Origin of the sequence: Polaribacter sp. 11A2H (assembly GCF_011379025.1) — a bacterium.
Classification (GTDB): domain Bacteria; phylum Bacteroidota; class Bacteroidia; order Flavobacteriales; family Flavobacteriaceae; genus Polaribacter.
In genome coordinates this window covers 1-17708 of record NZ_WTLD01000011.1, presented here as the reverse complement: position 1 = coordinate 17708, position 17708 = coordinate 1, and the positions used below count along the sequence as shown (strand labels likewise).

Annotated in this window: 13 protein-coding genes; 3 read left to right on the top strand and 10 right to left on the bottom strand. The window is 30.6% G+C overall.

Going from position 1 to position 17708, the window contains the following annotated elements; genetic code table 11:
• Positions 1-53 precede the first annotated feature (53 nt).
• The 7 genes from GQS58_RS13365 to GQS58_RS17210 all read right to left on the bottom strand — a co-directional run bounded on the left by GQS58_RS13365 (position 54) and on the right by GQS58_RS17210 (position 7457).
• Positions 54-1436 carry a TlpA family protein disulfide reductase gene (locus GQS58_RS13365; RefSeq protein ID WP_166386724.1) on the bottom strand — a complete coding sequence of 461 codons (1383 nt, stop codon included), beginning with the start codon at positions 1434-1436 and terminating at the stop codon, positions 54-56.
• Positions 1437-1454: 18 nt separating this feature from the next.
• Positions 1455-2762, bottom strand: coding sequence for a tRNA lysidine(34) synthetase TilS (gene tilS / locus GQS58_RS13360; protein ID WP_166386722.1), 1308 nt, complete (start codon positions 2760-2762; stop codon positions 1455-1457).
• A 40-nt stretch (positions 2763-2802) separates the two neighbouring features.
• Positions 2803-3141 (bottom strand): type II secretion system protein GspG, encoded by a 339-nt coding sequence (locus GQS58_RS13355; RefSeq protein ID WP_166386720.1) that lies wholly within the window; start codon positions 3139-3141, stop codon positions 2803-2805.
• 123 nt (positions 3142-3264) lie between these two features.
• A complete protein-coding gene (locus GQS58_RS13350; RefSeq protein ID WP_166386718.1) occupies positions 3265-3498 on the bottom strand; it encodes a hypothetical protein in 234 nt (77 codons plus the stop codon).
• A 22-nt stretch (positions 3499-3520) separates the two neighbouring features.
• Entirely contained in the window at positions 3521-4834 is a 1314-nt protein-coding gene (locus tag GQS58_RS13345) for a serine hydrolase domain-containing protein (protein ID WP_166386716.1), read from the bottom strand.
• A 30-nt stretch (positions 4835-4864) separates the two neighbouring features.
• A complete protein-coding gene (locus tag GQS58_RS13340; protein WP_166386714.1) occupies positions 4865-6166 on the bottom strand; it encodes an anthranilate synthase component I family protein in 1302 nt (433 codons plus the stop codon).
• A 67-nt stretch (positions 6167-6233) separates the two neighbouring features.
• Positions 6234-7457, bottom strand: coding sequence for an acyloxyacyl hydrolase (locus GQS58_RS17210; RefSeq protein WP_240914620.1), 1224 nt, complete (start codon positions 7455-7457; stop codon positions 6234-6236).
• Positions 7458-7560: 103 nt separating this feature from the next.
• Here GQS58_RS17210 and GQS58_RS13325 point away from each other — a divergent pair, with 103 nt between their 5' ends.
• Positions 7561-8169 (top strand): DUF4230 domain-containing protein, encoded by a 609-nt coding sequence (locus tag GQS58_RS13325; protein WP_166386712.1) that lies wholly within the window; start codon positions 7561-7563, stop codon positions 8167-8169.
• A 39-nt stretch (positions 8170-8208) separates the two neighbouring features.
• On the opposite strand, the gene lpdA is transcribed toward GQS58_RS13325, so the two are convergent.
• Complete coding sequence (lpdA, locus tag GQS58_RS13320; protein ID WP_166386710.1) at positions 8209-9609, bottom strand: dihydrolipoyl dehydrogenase; 1401 nt, start codon at positions 9607-9609, stop codon at positions 8209-8211.
• A 163-nt stretch (positions 9610-9772) separates the two neighbouring features.
• On the opposite strand from lpdA, the gene GQS58_RS13315 reads away from it, so the two are divergent.
• Positions 9773-11038, top strand: coding sequence for a glycosyltransferase family 4 protein (locus GQS58_RS13315; RefSeq protein WP_240914619.1), 1266 nt, complete (start codon positions 9773-9775; stop codon positions 11036-11038).
• Positions 11039-11182: 144 nt separating this feature from the next.
• Here GQS58_RS13315 and GQS58_RS13310 read toward each other — a convergent pair whose 3' ends face one another.
• On the bottom strand, positions 11183-12787 hold the full coding sequence (locus GQS58_RS13310) for a glycoside hydrolase family 10 protein (protein WP_166386708.1): 1605 nt from the start codon (positions 12785-12787) through the stop codon (positions 11183-11185).
• 176 nt (positions 12788-12963) lie between these two features.
• Positions 12964-14979, bottom strand: coding sequence for a M3 family metallopeptidase (locus GQS58_RS13305; RefSeq protein ID WP_166386706.1), 2016 nt, complete (start codon positions 14977-14979; stop codon positions 12964-12966).
• Positions 14980-15147: 168 nt separating this feature from the next.
• Here GQS58_RS13305 and GQS58_RS13300 point away from each other — a divergent pair, with 168 nt between their 5' ends.
• A complete protein-coding gene (locus GQS58_RS13300; protein WP_166386704.1) occupies positions 15148-17646 on the top strand; it encodes a LamG-like jellyroll fold domain-containing protein in 2499 nt (832 codons plus the stop codon).
• Positions 17647-17708: the final 62 nt, after the last annotated feature.

Below are 17708 nucleotides of genomic sequence, written 5' to 3'. Positions count from 1 at the left end.
AAAAATAATAACTGTGCTGCAAAGATTTTAATTTTTATAAATAAACGTTGTTCTTATAATTTTAAAGATTGTAGTGTTTCAACTAATTTTTCATCAGAAGGTCTTGGTGCATTTGCATTTACAATATTTCCGTTTGGGTCTATTAATATAAAACGTGGAATCCCTTTTATGAGGTATTCTTCTATAAATTTAGACTCCCAATTATTATCTGCAAATAACTGTATTCCTTTTAAATCTTTATCTACAATCATTTCTTTCCATTTTTCATGGTCTTTCATTTTGTCGATAGAAATACTTATAAATTGAATGTTTTTATCATGATATTCTTTCTCTAATTTCTTTAAAGAAGGAATCTCTGCAATACAAGGTCCACACCAAGTTGCCCAAATATCTAAATATAAATATTTTCCTTTTAAGTCGTCTAAAGAAGTGGTTCCGCCTGCATTGTTTTCATAATCTACAAATTTTGGAGACGGACTTCCTTTTGCCAAAGCTTTCAATTTGTTGTAAGAAGTTGTAATTGTTTTGTTGTTTTCTTCGTTGGTAGAATTGTTAGAAAAAAGGGAGTAAAATTCTTCTAAATTCTCTGTGTAAGTAACTCCGTATTTAGCGGCATCATATAATAGCTTATTTTTTATTTTATCACTTTTAATTTTTGCAGTCAATTTTAAATAGGCAATATCATCTGCTATAGAATCTTTTTTTGCTAATACTGTCGCATTGGTTGCTAATGCATTAGCAACAAGACTTCTATACCCTGGAGAAAAAAGAAAGTCGTTTTCATTTTCTAAATCGATATTTTTTAATTCATCTAAAAAGTTTTCCGAAGCTTTAAAACTTTTGTCTTTAGTGTAATATCCATGATAAGGAGTGTAGTTCTGTAAAGTAGATAAATAACTGTAATTAATGTTTTTAAGTTCCTTGTTTTTAAATTCTTCAGAAATATCATTTGTTTTTATTAATAAATCTTCTTCTGTTTTTTTTATATTTAATAAATGTGCTTTAAAACTTGCTTCATCTTTTAGATACATTTCTTTTTGATCTCCAGTTGTAGCTGCTATAACCTTATTTTTTTCTGATAAGTATTTATTAATAGTGCTATTACTGCCTGATAATTGTAGCGTAGAGTCTTTTTTTTCTGAATCGTATTCAATTTTTAAAATGCTTCCTTTAGTAATATATAAATTAGTGAAATCTTTATCTTGACGCAGTGCGTAAAAGTCGGTAGATATCTTTAAAGTGTCTCTAAAAGTACCATCTTCTGCAATAGTTATATCAGCAACTTTATCCATTGTATATTGATCGTAAATGATTACTTTTTTAGAATCTGTATTTTCAATTTTACCAGAAATAATTGCATAGTCTACCGTTTCTTCAGGTTTTTGTTTACAAGATAATATGGTTGTAAAGGCAATTAAAAGTAGTAGCTTCTTCATAATTTTATTGGTTTAAGTTTATATTGAAATTTTTAAGAGTGTATTGTTTTTTTTGTTTGTATCAAAACGATTGTCTTTTCTATATCCTACAATCCAAATAATGGCATTGTCATTATTGCAGAGTAGCCATGTGTTTTGTTTTTGTAAAAGCGAGAATTTTTCGTCTTTAAAATACTTGCTTAATTTCTTTTTCCCAGTCATTCCAGAAGGATAGAAGAAATCTCCATCTTGCCACTTTCTAAGTGTTAAAGGGAACTGTAAGTTTTGTTTATCAATATAAATGGTTTGTTTGTTCTCTGTTGATTTTTCTTGTACTTCTTCAATTTTTAAATGAATAGGATTTGTAATTTCTACAGTGTCTTTATCAATCTCAAAGATAGTTTCTACTGCTGATAACCCTTTTTTTGTTAGAATTAAAAAATTTCTATCTTTTAATAAAGTATGTGTTTTAGAGATAACTTGTTTCCCAGACTGTGCAGAAAGTAGATCGGCAACATCATTCCATTCTGTAAAATTATAGTCTTTTAAAAGTTGATATAAATAAGCCTTCGGGTTCGATAATTTTTCAATTTTAGAAATATCAATTTTAGAAATATTGTTTTCTGTCGCTATTGTTTCTGCTGATATTTCATTAATTCGATCTTCAATGATTTGCTGACTTTCCTTTAAATGTGCCGTTGTTTTTTCAAAAGTTTCTAACAAACTAGGGTTTATTTCCTTTAAAACAGGAAGAATTTGATGTCTAATTTTATTTCTGATGTATTTTGTAGAGGCATTGCTTTTATCTTCTCGCCAAGAAATATTGTTTTCTTTTACAAAAGTTAAAATTTCTTCTCTAGAAAACTTTAAAAGCGGACGTACAATATTCCCATTAATTTCCGGAATTCCTGTTAAGCCATCTAAACCGGCACCACGCGTTAAATTAATTAGAAAAGTTTCTAAATTATCATCTGCATGATGAGCTGTTAAAATATAATCGAATTGGTGTTTTTCTATAAGTTCATTAAACCAATCATACCGTAAGTTTCTTGCAGCAATTTGTGTAGATTGTTTGTTTTCTTTGGCAAATTGGGTTGTATTAAAATGAATTGTAAAAACTTCGGTATTTAGTTTTTTACCTAAGGCTTTTACAAACTCTTCGTCTATATCACATTCAATTGGTCTTAAATTAAAGTTGCAATGTGCTAAAGAAATATCAAATTTTAATGTTGATAAAAGATGCGTTAAAACCACAGAATCTACTCCGCCAGAAATGGCGATTAATAACTTTTTATCCTTTAAAAAAGGAAGGTTTTGGTGAATGTGGTTCTCTAGTTTTTTTAGCATTATACCTCAAAAATAACAATTTTAAATGTGATAGTGTAATTTAATTTGAAGAGTATTGTATATCGTCTTTTGTATTCAATTTTCCATCTCCTCCTAAAGAAGTCAATTTGTAATTTTGTCCATCTTTAGATGGAATATATACAAAAGTAGATTTCCAATAATCGGTTGTTAAATTGCTTCTTAATGGGTTGTTTCTAATAATGACTTTTAATTCTGATGGGAATTTTCCAAATTGTTTCTTTTCTGCTTCTAAAAGTTTAGAAATTTCCAGCATTCTTTTTGTAGTTCTCTTTGGATTCTCATTTTTAAAAAAGAAGAAAGAAAATAGGAAATAAACAGGAATAAAAATGATAAATAAAACTAAAAGTGGTTTTGCCATTGGGTGCCAAACAATACTTTTTGGTAGGTTATTTTCTTTCTCATACTTTCTTCTTCTTTTTAATTAAACCAATGTTTAATGTCTAAATAGGTGTCTAAAATACATCCTATAAAAGCAAACATTTTATTGTTTATTTAACCAAGCACGAATATCTTTTCTGATAGAAACTTCTGGTTTTGGCAACGGAATAGTTTTACCAAATTGTTTACTTCTGTTAAATTTAGAAAAGGTTACTTTAAGAGCTTTCCATTCTGCTGGGTACAACGTTAAAAACATATTAAACATATTCTGTTCAGTTGGTTTTTCTTTTAAATTATCTAATGTTTTCTTAAAAAGTTCTTCTTGATTTGGTATCATAATGTAGATTTAAATAAAATTATTAATTGTTTTTTATTGCCTTATAAAACACTTGCTGCAGCTTTGGTCTTATATTTAGATTGTATATATTTCTATGGTTTCTATTGGGATATACTCTGTTTGATAAGAATATAAAAACTAAATTATTTGTAGGATCTGCCCAAACAAAAGTTCCGGTAAAACCACTATGTCCAAAACTCTCTGGACTCACTTCTGGTGCAGGATAAGCTTCTTTTATAGATAATGTGGCATTGTTAATTAAGGGTTTGTCAAAACCTAAACCTCTTCTGTTTTCGTTATTTGGATATTGAATTCTGGTAAATTCCTTTAAAGTGTTTTCGGAGATATATCTTTTTCCGTCATAGATTCCGTAATTGGCATACATCTGCATAATTTTTGCCAAATCTAATGAAGTACCAAACAAACCTGCGTTACCCGAAATTCCTCCTAAAAGAGCTGCATTTTCATCATGAACCCAGTTTTTTGTAAGTCCTTTTCTAAAAAGGCTATCGACTTCTGTTGGCACAATTAAATTATTAAAGTTTTTAGATTTTGGTCTGTATCCTAAAGTGGTAGCTCCTAATGGCCCATAAAAATTATCCTGCAGATATTCTGTGTAATTTTCATTGGTAATTTGACTGATCAAGTCAGGATAAATTAAAAAACTTAAACCAGAATATTTGTATTTTTTTACATCAGAAACTTTAGATCGGTTAATTTGTCTAAATACTTTATTTTTAAATCGATTCTTAATATAAAGTCCTTCGTAAGCTTCGTTTTTAAATCTTCTACTAGCTTTAGTTCTTATAAAACGTGATTTTATTTTGCCATTTTTCTTTAAAACTTCATTTAAAAAAATAATATACGGACTCAATCCTGCCTGATGTGCTAAAATTTCTCTAACGGTAAGTTCTTTTTTATCTTTTCTTTTTTTCCAAGGTTTCCAATATGTGCTAAAAGGACTGTCTAAATCTAGTTTTCCTTCAGAATGAAGTTTCATTAAAGCAGGTAAAGGTCCTGTAATTTTTGTTACAGAAGCTAAATCGTACATATCATCTAAACGTACTGCTTGAATACTGTCATAGGTATGAAAACCATAGGCTTTATTAAAAATAATCTTACTGTCTTTTACCACTAAAATCTGTGCACCAGGAAATGCTTCTTGTTGTATTCCAACAGTCATAATGGAATCTACTTTGGTGTAAATGTAAAGTGAGTCCATACCCACTTCAGAGGGGTTTCCGTAAGTGATTTTTAGATTTTGAGCAATTGTAAAATGTGTGATAAATAAGAATACAATTAACAATAAAGTAGCTGTTTGTTTAAATGTTGTCATATTTATTGATAATTATTTTATGATTACTGTTTACTTAGAATTCAATAAAGCAAACTTCATTGCTTTTGCTTTTAGCAAACATTCTTCGTATTCTTTTTCTACAACAGATTGTGCTGTAATTGCGCCGCCAACGGAGTAAGAAACATATTTTTCTGCTTCATTATATAAGATACTTCTTATGATTACATTAAAGTCAAAATCGTTTTCTGGTGTAAAATAACCAATCGTTCCAGAGTATAAACCACGTTTGGTTTCTTCTAAATCTTCAATAATTTTCATGGCAGAAACTTTAGGAGCTCCGGTCATACTTCCCATCGGAAACGTACTTTGTAGCACGTCTATAGGATGTGTGTTTTCTTCTACTTCAGAAACTACTGTAGAAATTAATTGATGCACTTGCTTAAAAGAATACACTTTGCACAATTCTTCTACTTTTACACTTCCAATTTTAGCCGTTTTAGACAAGTCGTTTCTAACCAAATCTACAATCATTACATTTTCTGCGCGTTCTTTTTCGTCTCGTGTTAAATCTAACGCTAATTGTGCGTCATCAAACTCGCTAACCAATCTTTTTGCAGTTCCTTTTATAGGTTGAGAAATTATTTTTGTGCCTTCTTTTTTAATATACCTTTCTGGTGAAGCACACAGAGCATATTTATCATCTAGTTTTAAAAAGGCAGCAAAAGGAGGTTCGGAAATTTGGTTGAGGTGTTTATATACTTCAATCGGATTTATAGTAGCATTTTCTGCATAAAATTCTTGACAAAAATTGGCTTCGTAAATATCTCCTCTTTTTATGTGTTCTAAAACTTCGGTTACTTTTGCATGATATTCATCTTTATGAATTCGTAGTTTTATTTTGATGTCACTTTTAGATTGCTGGATTGTTGGATTTTTAGATTTAAGAATCTCATCAAAATCACTTTCAATTTCATCATCTACCATTCTTAAATACTGAAAATCTACAGAATTTCCCTTTATAAAAACAAGCTTCTTAGGTTGAAAAAAATACAAATCGGCAAAATCTAAACCATCAAAATTCTTGGAAGAAAGTTGCTCTACATCATTTTTAACATCATAGGTGATGTAACCAAAAATATAATCTTTGGTAATGGTTTGGTATTCCTTTAATTTCTCAAAAGCGTTGTAATAATCTGTTTTAATAGAAGTAAAATCGTCTGCTGCTAATGCACCATCGAAACTAGAGTATTTTTGATGATAATTGTTGGAGTCTAACCAAATAACAGTTTCAAATTGTTGCGCCCAAGACAATAAATTGTTTTTGAACTCAATAGTATTATCAACAGAAAAAGTGCGAGTTGTTCTTTGCATATTCGCTTCAAAAATACAATTCTTATTTCTTTGAGGTATAAATTTTTAAATTGATTTGATGTTGATGTTAAAATGTTTTTCCAATTGTAAATTGGATAGGAATTGCAACTCCAGAATTTTTAGTAAAAATATTTCCGTTAGAGTAATGCATAATTCTAAGTTCTGCATTGTAAGCTCTTTTTTCTCCAAAGAAAACACCTAAACCCATCGTATCTTGATACGTGATTTTAGGTCCTGTTTCTAGATTATCTATGTTGCTTTTGGTTAAATAAGTCGGGCCAATTAAAGAGTAATTGGTGTACATGTCAAAACCATCTCTTCGCATTAAGTAAAAACGCATGGTAGGGAAAATAGAAAACGCAAACACATTTGTATTGGTGGCTTCCGTGTTAAAAGCCGTAACACTAACTCCCCAATCTAAAGAAAAAAGTTTTTGTGTTCTAAAAGCAAGTCTTTGGTAGGTTATAGAAAAAGAATTTTCTGCTTTTACATCTCCAACCCAAAAAACCGGAATTCCGAAACTTTCGAAATTACCAACTTTTAAACTCATTCCGAAAAATTGGTTTGTACCAAAACCAATTTTACTAGTTCCGTAACTGACTTGTAAAATGTTCTTTGGAAAGAAATACCTTTCATCATTTTCATACTCTAAAGCCAACTCTTCTGGAATTTTTTGGATGTGGTATTCAAAACCAACAGAGGCTTGTGAAATAGAAGGTTGATTATGTTTATCTGATTTCGGAAAAAAGGTTCCGTTTAAGGCCAATTTCCATCGGTCATTTAATTGATAATTGAAACCAAAACCATAGAGGAAACTTCCATAATGAGCATCGTCATAAATTACTTTGTCTTCAATAGAAAAACCACTTCTTGTAACATTTGCAGCGCCAACTTCTCCAAAAAAGGATAATTTATTGGTAATGTTGATGTTCTTTTTAAGTGACAAATACCAAGCGTTAATCCACACACTTCTGTAGTAACCAATATTATTTACATTGTCGTATTTAAACCAAGAAGCAGGTCTAATAACTCCAAATTGTAATGCTAAGTTTTCTTTTATTTTATAACCAAAACCTAATTTTCCTGAAAAATAGTTTTTACTGAAGGTTTCTGTTTCATAACCATCAATTAAGTTATCATTAGAAAAAGGATAAAAAATACCACCAAAGTTAACACTATAGTAAAAATTGGATAAAAATTTAGAAGGTTGTGTTTTTGGGGTCTCACTTTCTTGACTATTCAGGTTAAAGAATATCATAAAAAAAGAAAGTAAGAACATGTTTTTTTTCATTTTATAAAAGTAAGTAACTTTTTAAAAAGAAAAAGGATTGGTAAAGAAGCTATTTTTATGAAGTATATTTTTAGATTTATTTTTTCGGTAGTATCTTTACATTATGGAGTTAATTATTTTAGGACTGGTTATTGGTTTAGGTATTTCCTATCTAATATCGAAACGATTTTCAGTATCAAAGAAAAAGAATTTAGTAGAAAAGCAATCTGTTATTTTATTGGATAAAATAAAGAAAGTGTCTAAATTGATTACTGTAGAAGGAGATTTTTCTGAAATTTATCATCATGAAAATACCAAAGAAAACTTTTGGGGATTTAGTAGTAAAAAGAAAGCGATTGTTTTAATTCAGGCAAAAGCACACATTGGTTTCGACTTTAGAAAAATTAAACTGGCAGCTAATACAGAAAAAAAGGAAATTGTTTTATCAGATTTTCCGCAGCCAGAAGTGGTTTCTATTGAATGCGATATTAAGTTTTACGATATAAAAAATGGCTATTTAAATAAATTTGGTACAGAAGATTTTACCAGTTTAAATAAAGATGCAAAAGAACATGTGTTGAATAAAATACCAGAAAGTAATTTAATACAATTGGCAAATAAAGAAGCTTTAGAAGCCATTTTATTAATGGAAAATATTGTAGAAACGATTGGCTGGAAACTAGATTATACCGCTTTGGAAGCAAATGAAGCGCATAAAAAAATCTCGAAATAAAATGTATTTCGAGATTTTTAAAATTATATATTTTACTAATTAAGCATTTAAAGGCTTTCCGTCCCAAGCAGCTTTTGCAGCTTCTTTTACCGCTTCAGAATACGTTGGGTGACCATGACAAATTCTTGCCAAGTCTTCTGCAGATGCTCTATATTCCATTGCAACTGCAGCTTCCATAATTAAATCTGCAACACGTGCACCAACCATGTGAACTCCTAAAATTTCATCTGTATTTTTATCTGCAATCACTTTTACAAAACCATCTGTATCTCCACTTGCACGAGATCTACCTAAAGCTCTCATAGAAAATTTACCAACTTTGTAATCTACTTTTGCATCTTTTAATTCTTGTTCTGTTTTACCAACAGCAGCAACTTCTGGCCATGTGTATACAATACCAGGAATTAAATTATAATCGATATGTGGTTTTTCGCCAGCTAAATACTCAGCTACAACAACACCTTCTTCTTCTGCTTTGTGTGCTAACATTGCACCTTTAACAACATCACCAATTGCGTAAATATTAGAAACATTGGTTTGCAAATGATCGTTTGTGGTAACTTGTCCACGTTCGTTAACTTCTACACCAATTTTTTCTAAACCTAAACCTTCTGTGTATGCTTTTCTACCAACAGCAACCAAACAATAATCTCCAGTAAAAGTAACTTCTTCACCTTTTTTGTTATTTGCTTTTACAATAACCTCATCACCGTTTCTTTCTACAGAAGTAACCCCTGTACTTAAGCTAAACTTAATACCTTGTTTCTTTAAAACTTTAGTTAATTCTTTAGAAACATCCGCATCCATAGTTGGTGTAATTTTTGGTGCGTATTCTACAACAGTTACATCTGCTCCTAAACGTTTGTAAACTGTACCTAACTCTAAACCAATAACACCACCACCAATTACAATTAAATGTTTTGGTACTTCAGTTAATTTTAAAGCTTCGGTAGAAGTAATTACACGTTCTTTATCTAAGGAGATAAATGGTAAAGTAGACGGTTTAGAACCTGTTGCAATAATAATATTAGTTCCTTCAATTATTTCTGAAGAACCATCTTTTTTAGTAATCTTTACATGTGTTGCATCTTCAAAAGAACCTAAACCTTCAAAAACATCAACATTGTTTTTGTCCATTAAATAGGTGATTCCTCCTGTAGTTGTTTCTACAACTTTGGCTTTTCTTTCTACCATTTTTCCAAAATCGAACGTAGGGTTTTCAACAGAAATTCCGTGTTCTTCGAAATGGTTAACAGCATCATAATAATGATGCGAAGAATCTAACAATGCTTTAGATGGAATGCAACCAACGTTTAAACAGGTTCCTCCTAAAGTTGAATATTTTTCTATAATTGCTACTTTTTTACCTAATTGAGAAGCTCTAACTGCAGAAATGTATCCTCCAGGACCAGATCCAATTACAATAATATCGTATTTCATGATTGCGTTTGTTTTGCGTATAATGTAACCTTTCGGTTTTTTTTTTATATTGATGAACAAAAATACATATATTTTCATAGAATAAAGTAAGAAATAAGTAGTTTTACCAATCTGAATTTCTTATTTTTTAGCTAAATAAGTTTTAAAAAGAACCAGATTTTAAATGAAAAATGATTTGAAAGAATTAACAATACAAAATGTCTTAATTATTGGTTATGTTTGGGTTGAGCCAAATTCTTCTGCTGCCGGAAGTAGAATGATGCAATTAATTGAGCAGTTTTTAAAATATAATTATAGAATAACTTTTGCTTCTCCTGCGCAAAAAAGTGAAAAAGCTACAAGTTTAAATTCTTTAGGAATTGATGAAGTTTCTATTGAGCTAAACAATGCTTCTTTTGATGATTTTATAACAGAGTTGCAACCAGAAATTGTAATGTTCGATCGTTTTATGATGGAAGAGCAATTTGGTTGGCGCGTTGCGGAAAATTGCCCAAATGCAATTAGAATATTAGATACGGAAGATTTACATTTTTTACGTAAAACACGTCATCAACAATTAAAAAAAGGAGAAGAATTTACAACAGAAGCATTATTAAAATCGGATGATGCAAAAAGAGAAATTGCGGCTATTTTGCGTTGCGACATGAGTTTGATTATTTCTACGTATGAAATGGATTTATTAAAATCTGTTTTTAAAGTTGATGAAAAAATCTTGTATTACCTACCTTTCTTATTAGATAAGATTGATGAGCATCAACAAGAAAAATGGAAGTCTTTTGATGAAAGAGCAAACTTTGTGTTTATAGGTAATTTCTTTCACAAACCAAATGTAGACGCTGTTTTAACTTTAAAAACTGAAATTTGGAGTGAAATTAGAGAGCAACTTCCAAAAGCAGAAGTTCATATTTATGGTGCGTATGCGAATCAACAAATAAATCAATTACATAATAAAAAGGAAGGTTTTATTATTAAAGGTTTTGCCGAGGATGCTAAAGAAGTGGTAAGAAATGCGAGAGTTGTTTTGGCTCCGTTACGTTTTGGAGCAGGAATAAAAGGAAAACTGACCGAAGCGATGATTTGTGGAACACCAAGCGTAACTACAGAAATTGGAGCAGAAGGAATGTGCGATAGATTTCCTTGGAATGGTTTTGTAGAAAATGATTTTTCTGATTTTGCATTGATTTCCGCAGAATTGTATCGAAATAAAAATTTGTGGAAAAGTCATCAATTAACAGGAGCTGAAATTATCAATGAAATATATGATAAAGAGAAGTTAGGTGTGCTTTTTATCAACCAAATAAAAGAAATTCAAGAAAATTTAGAACAACACAGAACTCAGAATTTTTTAGGAAATTTATTGCAACATCAAACGTTACAGTCAACAAAATACATGAGTAAATGGATTGAAGCTAAAAACAGTATTCAGTAATTTATTTTAAAGAGATCAGTACTTGTTTTCAAATATTATAATTGCATAAAAAATGCAATATGTCTGGTTGAGCGCAGTCGAAACCTAATTTTAAGTATCTAATAGTTCTCAACTGCGCTCGAACTGACAATAGTAATTTAATTTCTATAAATTAATTTCCTTAACAATACTCTCGTTTCCAAATTTATCAACAGCAGTTATGGCAATCGCTTTTAAAATGCTTTTTGAATTTTTATTATCAACCTTAACTAAAGGTATGTTTTGTGAGTTTGTAAAAATACCATGAATGCTATAATCCCATTTAGAATTGTATTTGTAATAAATTACCCAATTTGCAATTTCATCAATGTTTTTATGCGCCCAAATTACCGATAAATTGTCTTTATCTTTAGAGTAATTTACAGTTGGAGCTTCTGGTGCTGTTGTGCTTAACCAAGGGTAACTAGGTGTTAATGCTTGCTTTTTATAAGGACCATTAAAAATTGCTTCCGTAAGTTCTGGAGAATCAATTAAAGGCGCAATACTCCAGTGCACCGTTCCTGGAGATTTTGAGGTCATTCCACGCGTAATCATAATCTGATTGATGACTTCATCAATTGCTTCTTCCCCTTTTTTACTAGCAAGACTCATTCCTGGCCAAAGATGTCTTTGTTTGGTGTTTTCACCTATCCACCAATTTAATAAAACAGGAAAACTTACATCCATTCTATTAATAGGCCAATACAATTGCGGTGTAAAATAATCTATCCAACCTTCGTTTAACCAAAGTTTTGCATCTGCATACAACTCGCTATATTGGTCAAAACCAGCAGTTACTGAAGCAGGATAATTAGGTCTCCAAAATCCAAAAGGACTAATGCCAAATTTAACGTTAGGTTTTGTTTCTTTTATATTTGTGTAAATACTTTTAACGAATTGGTTTACATTATCTCGTCTCCAATCATCTCTTTTTAATTTTCCGCCAGTATTTAAGTATGCTTTCCAGCTTTTATCATCAGGAAAATCTTTGTTGTTGTTGTAAGAAGGGTATGGGTAAAAATAATCATCAAAATGAATTCCGTCTACATTATATATTTCAACAATATCCATAACAACTTTGTAGCTATGGTTTTGCGTTTTTTTATTTCCTGGATCTAGCCAATAAAAACCAGTTTCTAGTTTTACAGCCAATTCTGGTTGTTTGCTAACAATAGAAGCTGCTGTTATTTCGCCTCCGGTGGTGTGGTGTGCTCTATAAGGATTTAGCCAAGCATGTAATTCTAGTCCTCTTTTATGTGCTTCTTTAATCCAAAATTCTAAAGGATCATAATATGGAGAAGGCGCTTTACCTTGAGTTCCTGTTAAAAAATAAGACCAAGGTTCTAAGTCGCTTTTGTACATAGCGTCTGCTTGCGGTCTCACTTGTAACACAACGGCGTTAAAATTATTTTTATGAAGCAGGTCTAATAATTTAATAGCTTCTTCTTTTTGTTGTTTGCTAGAAAGACCACGTTTACTTGGCCAATTTATATTTGCAACACTCGCAATCCAAGCAGCTCTAAATTCTCTTTCAGGAGCAGGAATTACCCTTTTTTTTATCTCAATAATTTTTTCAACTTCAACACTTTTTTCAATTTCAATGTTTTTTTGTATTTTATTGTCTGTTTTGACTTCTTTGTTATAAATTTTTTTACTACAATTTATAAATAGCAAAGTGAATAAAACAATAAAATATATTGATTTGGTGTTTTTATAAAAAAGCATTTTCATTGATGTTGTTATGTTTATTCTAATAATCGCTTTTTTTTCTAGTTGAAAATTACATTAAAACTACGCCATCTTTAATGTAGTATTTCTTTTGTCTTCAATAAGAATGAATCTAAAAAAATATTCAGTCGCAGTTTTCAGTATATAAATAACTGAATACTGCGACTGAAAACTGAAAATTAAATTAACCCTGCTCTTCTTAAAAGTGCATCTGGTTTTGGTTCTTTTCCTCTAAAACGTTTGTATAATTCCATAGGTTTTTCTGTTCCACCTTTAGAAAGTACGTTGTCTTTAAATTTTGTAGCTACTTCTTTATTAAAAATCCCTTCTTCTAAGAAATATTCAAAAGCATCTGCATCTAAAACTTCTGCCCATTTGTAAGAGTAATATCCGGCAGAATATCCTCCTTGAAAAATATGAGAAAAAGCAGTACTCATACAATTTTCTGCAACATCAGGATATAATTTTGTGTTTTCAAAAGCTGTATTTTCAAACTCTTTGATAGATTTTATTTCTGATGGATCTTGTCCGTGCCATTGCATGTCTAAAAGACCAAAACTAAGCTGACGTAAAGTTTGCATTCCCTCATGGAAACTAGCAGATTCTTTAATTTTCTCTACATATTTCATCGGAATAACTTCTCCGGTTTCATAATGCTTTGCAAACAATTCTAATGCTTCTTTTTCGAAACACCAGTTTTCTAAAACCTGACTTGGTAATTCTACAAAATCCCAAGAAACAGACGTTCCAGATAAGCTGTTGTATGTGGTGTTTGCTAACATTCCGTGTAGCGCGTGTCCAAATTCATGAAACAAGGTAGTCACCTCATTAAACGTTAATAAAGACGGTTTGGTTGCGGTTGGTTTGGTAAAGTTGCAAACAATAGAAACCTGTGGTCTTTCGTTAATTCCGTTTTTAATTTGTTGCGATTTGTAACTTGTCATCCACGCACCATTTCTTTTTCCTTTTCTAGGATGAAAATCAGCATAAAAATGCGATACAAAATTTCCGTTAGCATCAGTTACGTTATATGTTTTAACATCATCATGGTATTTGTCGATGTTGTTTATTTCTTCAAATTTTAAATCATATAAACGATTGGCAATTTCAAAAACACCATCAATTACATTTTCTAATTTAAAATAAGGTTTTAAAGCCTCTTGATCTAAATCGAATAATTCTTTTTTTAACTTTTCTGAATAATAAGAACCATCCCATTTCTGAAGCTGATCTATTCCGTCTAATTTTTTTGCAAAATTTTCTAAATTTTCAAACTCTTTTAATGCAGCAGGTTTTGCTTTTTCTAAAAGGTTGTTAGAAAATTCGATTACTTTTTCTGGCGTTTCTGCCATTCTTTCTTCTAAAACAAAATGAGCATGTGTTTTATAACCTAGTAAATTAGCTCTTTTCTGACGAAGATTTACAATGTCTAAAACAACTTGTTCGTTATTAAATTCATTGTCCTGAAATGCTTTTTTACCAGCAGCAATGGCCATTTCTTTACGCAATTCTCTGTTGTCTGCATACGTTAAAAAAGGAATGTAACTTGGGTAATCTAAAGTAAAAATATATCCTTCTTTATCTCTAGATTTTGCTACTTCTTTAGCAGCTTCTTTTTCGCTTTCTGGTAAGCCTGCAAGATCTTTTTCATCCGTTAAATGCATCTCGAAAGCCTGCGTTTCAGCTAGTACATTTTCGCCAAACTTTAAAGATAATTTAGAAAGTTTTGCATCAATTTCACGAAGCTTCGTTTTATCTGCTTCCTTTAAATTAGCACCGTTTCTAGCAAAACTTTTATATTGCTTCTCTAAAAGCATGGTTTGTTCTGGTGTTAAATCTAAATTTTCTTTAGCATCAAAAACGGATTTTACCCTTTTAAATAAATCTTGGTTTAAGGTAATGTCGTTTCCAAATTCACTTAACCAAGGAGAAACTTCTTGTGCTATTTTCTGAATCTCATCATTTGTTTCTGCAGAATTCAAATTGAAAAAAATACTGGTAATTTTATTCAGTTTTTCACCAGAAAAATCTAAAGCAACGGTTGTGTTTTCAAAAGTTGGTTGTTCTGTATTATTTATAATTGCATCAATTTCTGCTTTGGCAATTTCAATCCCTTTTTTAATGGCAGGTTTGTAATCGTCATTAGAAATTTTTGAAAAAGGAGGCGTATTAAAATCTTGTAAAAGTGGATTCATGATTTCTTTGTATATAGATGTAAATATAAATATTCTATCAATTTTATACTTGAAATCAGTATAAAAACTTTCATTTAACGAAGAAATAATTAACTTTATCTAATTTTTATAAATTAAGGTATGCTTTAGAGTTACCTTTAGATGAATACTTAATATATCTCCCAAATCATGAAAAGCGTATTTATTAATTTAATAATAATTTTAATTACTTGTTTTAGTTATGGACAGACAGCTAATGATGGTCTATATTTTGATGGTGTAGATGATTTTATAAATGTAGGTGGTGCTGCAAATACTAATATAACAAACATTAATAGTAGAACAACCAACAACAGAACTTACGAGACATGGTTTAAAGCAGATGCAGTTACTTCTAGGCAATTTATTATGAAAGAAGGGGCTGGTACAAGAGCAATTGTTGTTTATATAGAAAATGGATATTTAATTATTGGAGGCTATAATAGAAACGATTATACACCAGATTGGGAAGGTACTTTTTTAAGAAAAGCTATTTCTGCAGGTACGTGGTATCATGTTGCTATGGTGTTAGATAATGCTTTAGCTGCTAATACTACTACAAATCTTATGGGAGCTAATGAAAATACTGCTTTAAAATTTTATTTAGATGGTACTTTAATTGGTGAAAATTCGGGATATGAATTTAGAGCTCATAACACTGTTAGACTTGGCTATAAAGATGCAGCTGTTAGATTGCCTAGTGTTGCAGGAACTTGGGTAAGTCAATTAAGTTCTGAGTATTTCTATGCCTCATCAACTTTAACAAATTATTCTGGTGATGATTATTTTAAAGGATATTTATGGGGATTTAGGCTTTGGAATAGAGTTAGAACTCCTACGGAAATAGATGCTTATAAAGCAGACATTATAACTACTGTAGGTACAGATGACTTAGTTGCTATCTTAGATGGAGATACTTTTACATATTTAAATAATGACAATACAACTACCTCTGAAGCTACCGTTTCCTCTGTTCCAACTATTGTTTGGAGTGCTACAGCTGCTTCATCAGATTGGAATACGGGTTCTAATTGGGTTGGTAACATTGTACCAAATTCATTAAAAAAAGAAAGTGCACAAATACAGGTTTCTAGTAATTATCCAGAAATAGCAACCCATATTGTTGTAGGGGATTTAATAGTTGATACTGGAGCTAGTATAACCGTTAATACAGGCGGAACGATGGAGGTTTCTTATGATTTAACAAATAATGGTACTATTACTGTTTTAGATGATGCTAGTTTAATTTTAAGAGAAAAAGATGCAGCTGTAAGTGCAGGTACGTTTAATATTCAAAAAGTTACGCCAACTTATGGCAGTAATAAGTTTTATTCATATTGGAGTTCTCCGGTTGTAGCCTCAGACTCTAATATTGCAACTGTTTTTTCAGACGCTTCAATAATTTATAAATTCGATGCGGCTGCTGCAAATTCAGATTGGGTTTCTACAGGGAGTTCAGATTTTAATCCAGGAATTGGATATGCTGTTCGTAATGAGAGTACGGGAGGACAATTAAGAACTTTTACAGGAAATATTAATAAAGGTGATATAGCCGTAGATATATACAATACTACAAATTTAACAGGGCCAGATTTTGATGGAATTCCATGGTCTACAAGTGGAGATAATTTAATTGGTAATCCATATGCTGCAGCGATAAATTGGGACTTAGTTATTACAGACCCAGATAATACAGAAATAGATGGTACTATGTACCTTTGGGACCAAAACTCGGTTCATATAGGTGAAAACAGACAAGCAGATTACTTAGAGTATAACATGACAGGTGGGGTAAGTAATACAACCACTAGTAATATTGGTTCTGGTCAAGGTTTTTTTATAAAAACAACAAGTGCAAACCCTAATTTAAAAATCACTTTTAAGACAACACATCAAATTGCAGGGGCAAATACAAAATTTCTTAGAAGTAGTACTAATAACGATAGTAGTGTAAAGAAGAAAGGTCGTTCTTGGTTTACTTTTAATCATAATGATATTACAAAAACAATATTGATAGGTTCCTTAGAGGGAGCAACAGAAAATTTTGATCGCTTGTATGATGCTCCTTTTGATGTGGAGAAGAAATTTATGGGGTTTTATTCGTTTGTAGAAGATGCATACAAGGCAACTATACAAGGTTTACCTGTTTTAAAAGAGGATATTAAAACAGTTAAGCTAGGGTTTGTAGTAGATGAAATAGGAGGTTATGCTATCAGTATTCAAGAAGAGCAAATAGAAGAAGGTTATAATATTTATTTATTAGATACAGAAAAGGGAATGACTGTAGATTTAAAGCAAGCAGAATATAATTTTACTATTGATGCTGTTGGTGAAAATAATACCAGATTTAAAGTAGTGTATGCTAAAAGTAAATTTAAAACATTAGGTAAAGAGTTTAATGAGATTGAGGCTAAAGAACTTTCTGTGTATCTCGATGCTGGAAAAGAATTAATAGTAACATACAATAATAGTAAAGATGATATAGATGAGGTTTCTTTGTTTAATGTTAAAGGAAGAAAGGTAGCTTCTTACAAAGGAATCCAAAAAAAGAATACGTCTAATTTGTCACCTGGGGTTTATGTTGTAAAAGTAAAATTACAAGATACTAGCACCTTAAATAAAAAAATATTAATTGGCACTGTCTCATAAAGTGTGTAAGTTTTAAAATCTCAGGTTAATTAATTAACCTGAGATTTTTTTATTAATTTTAA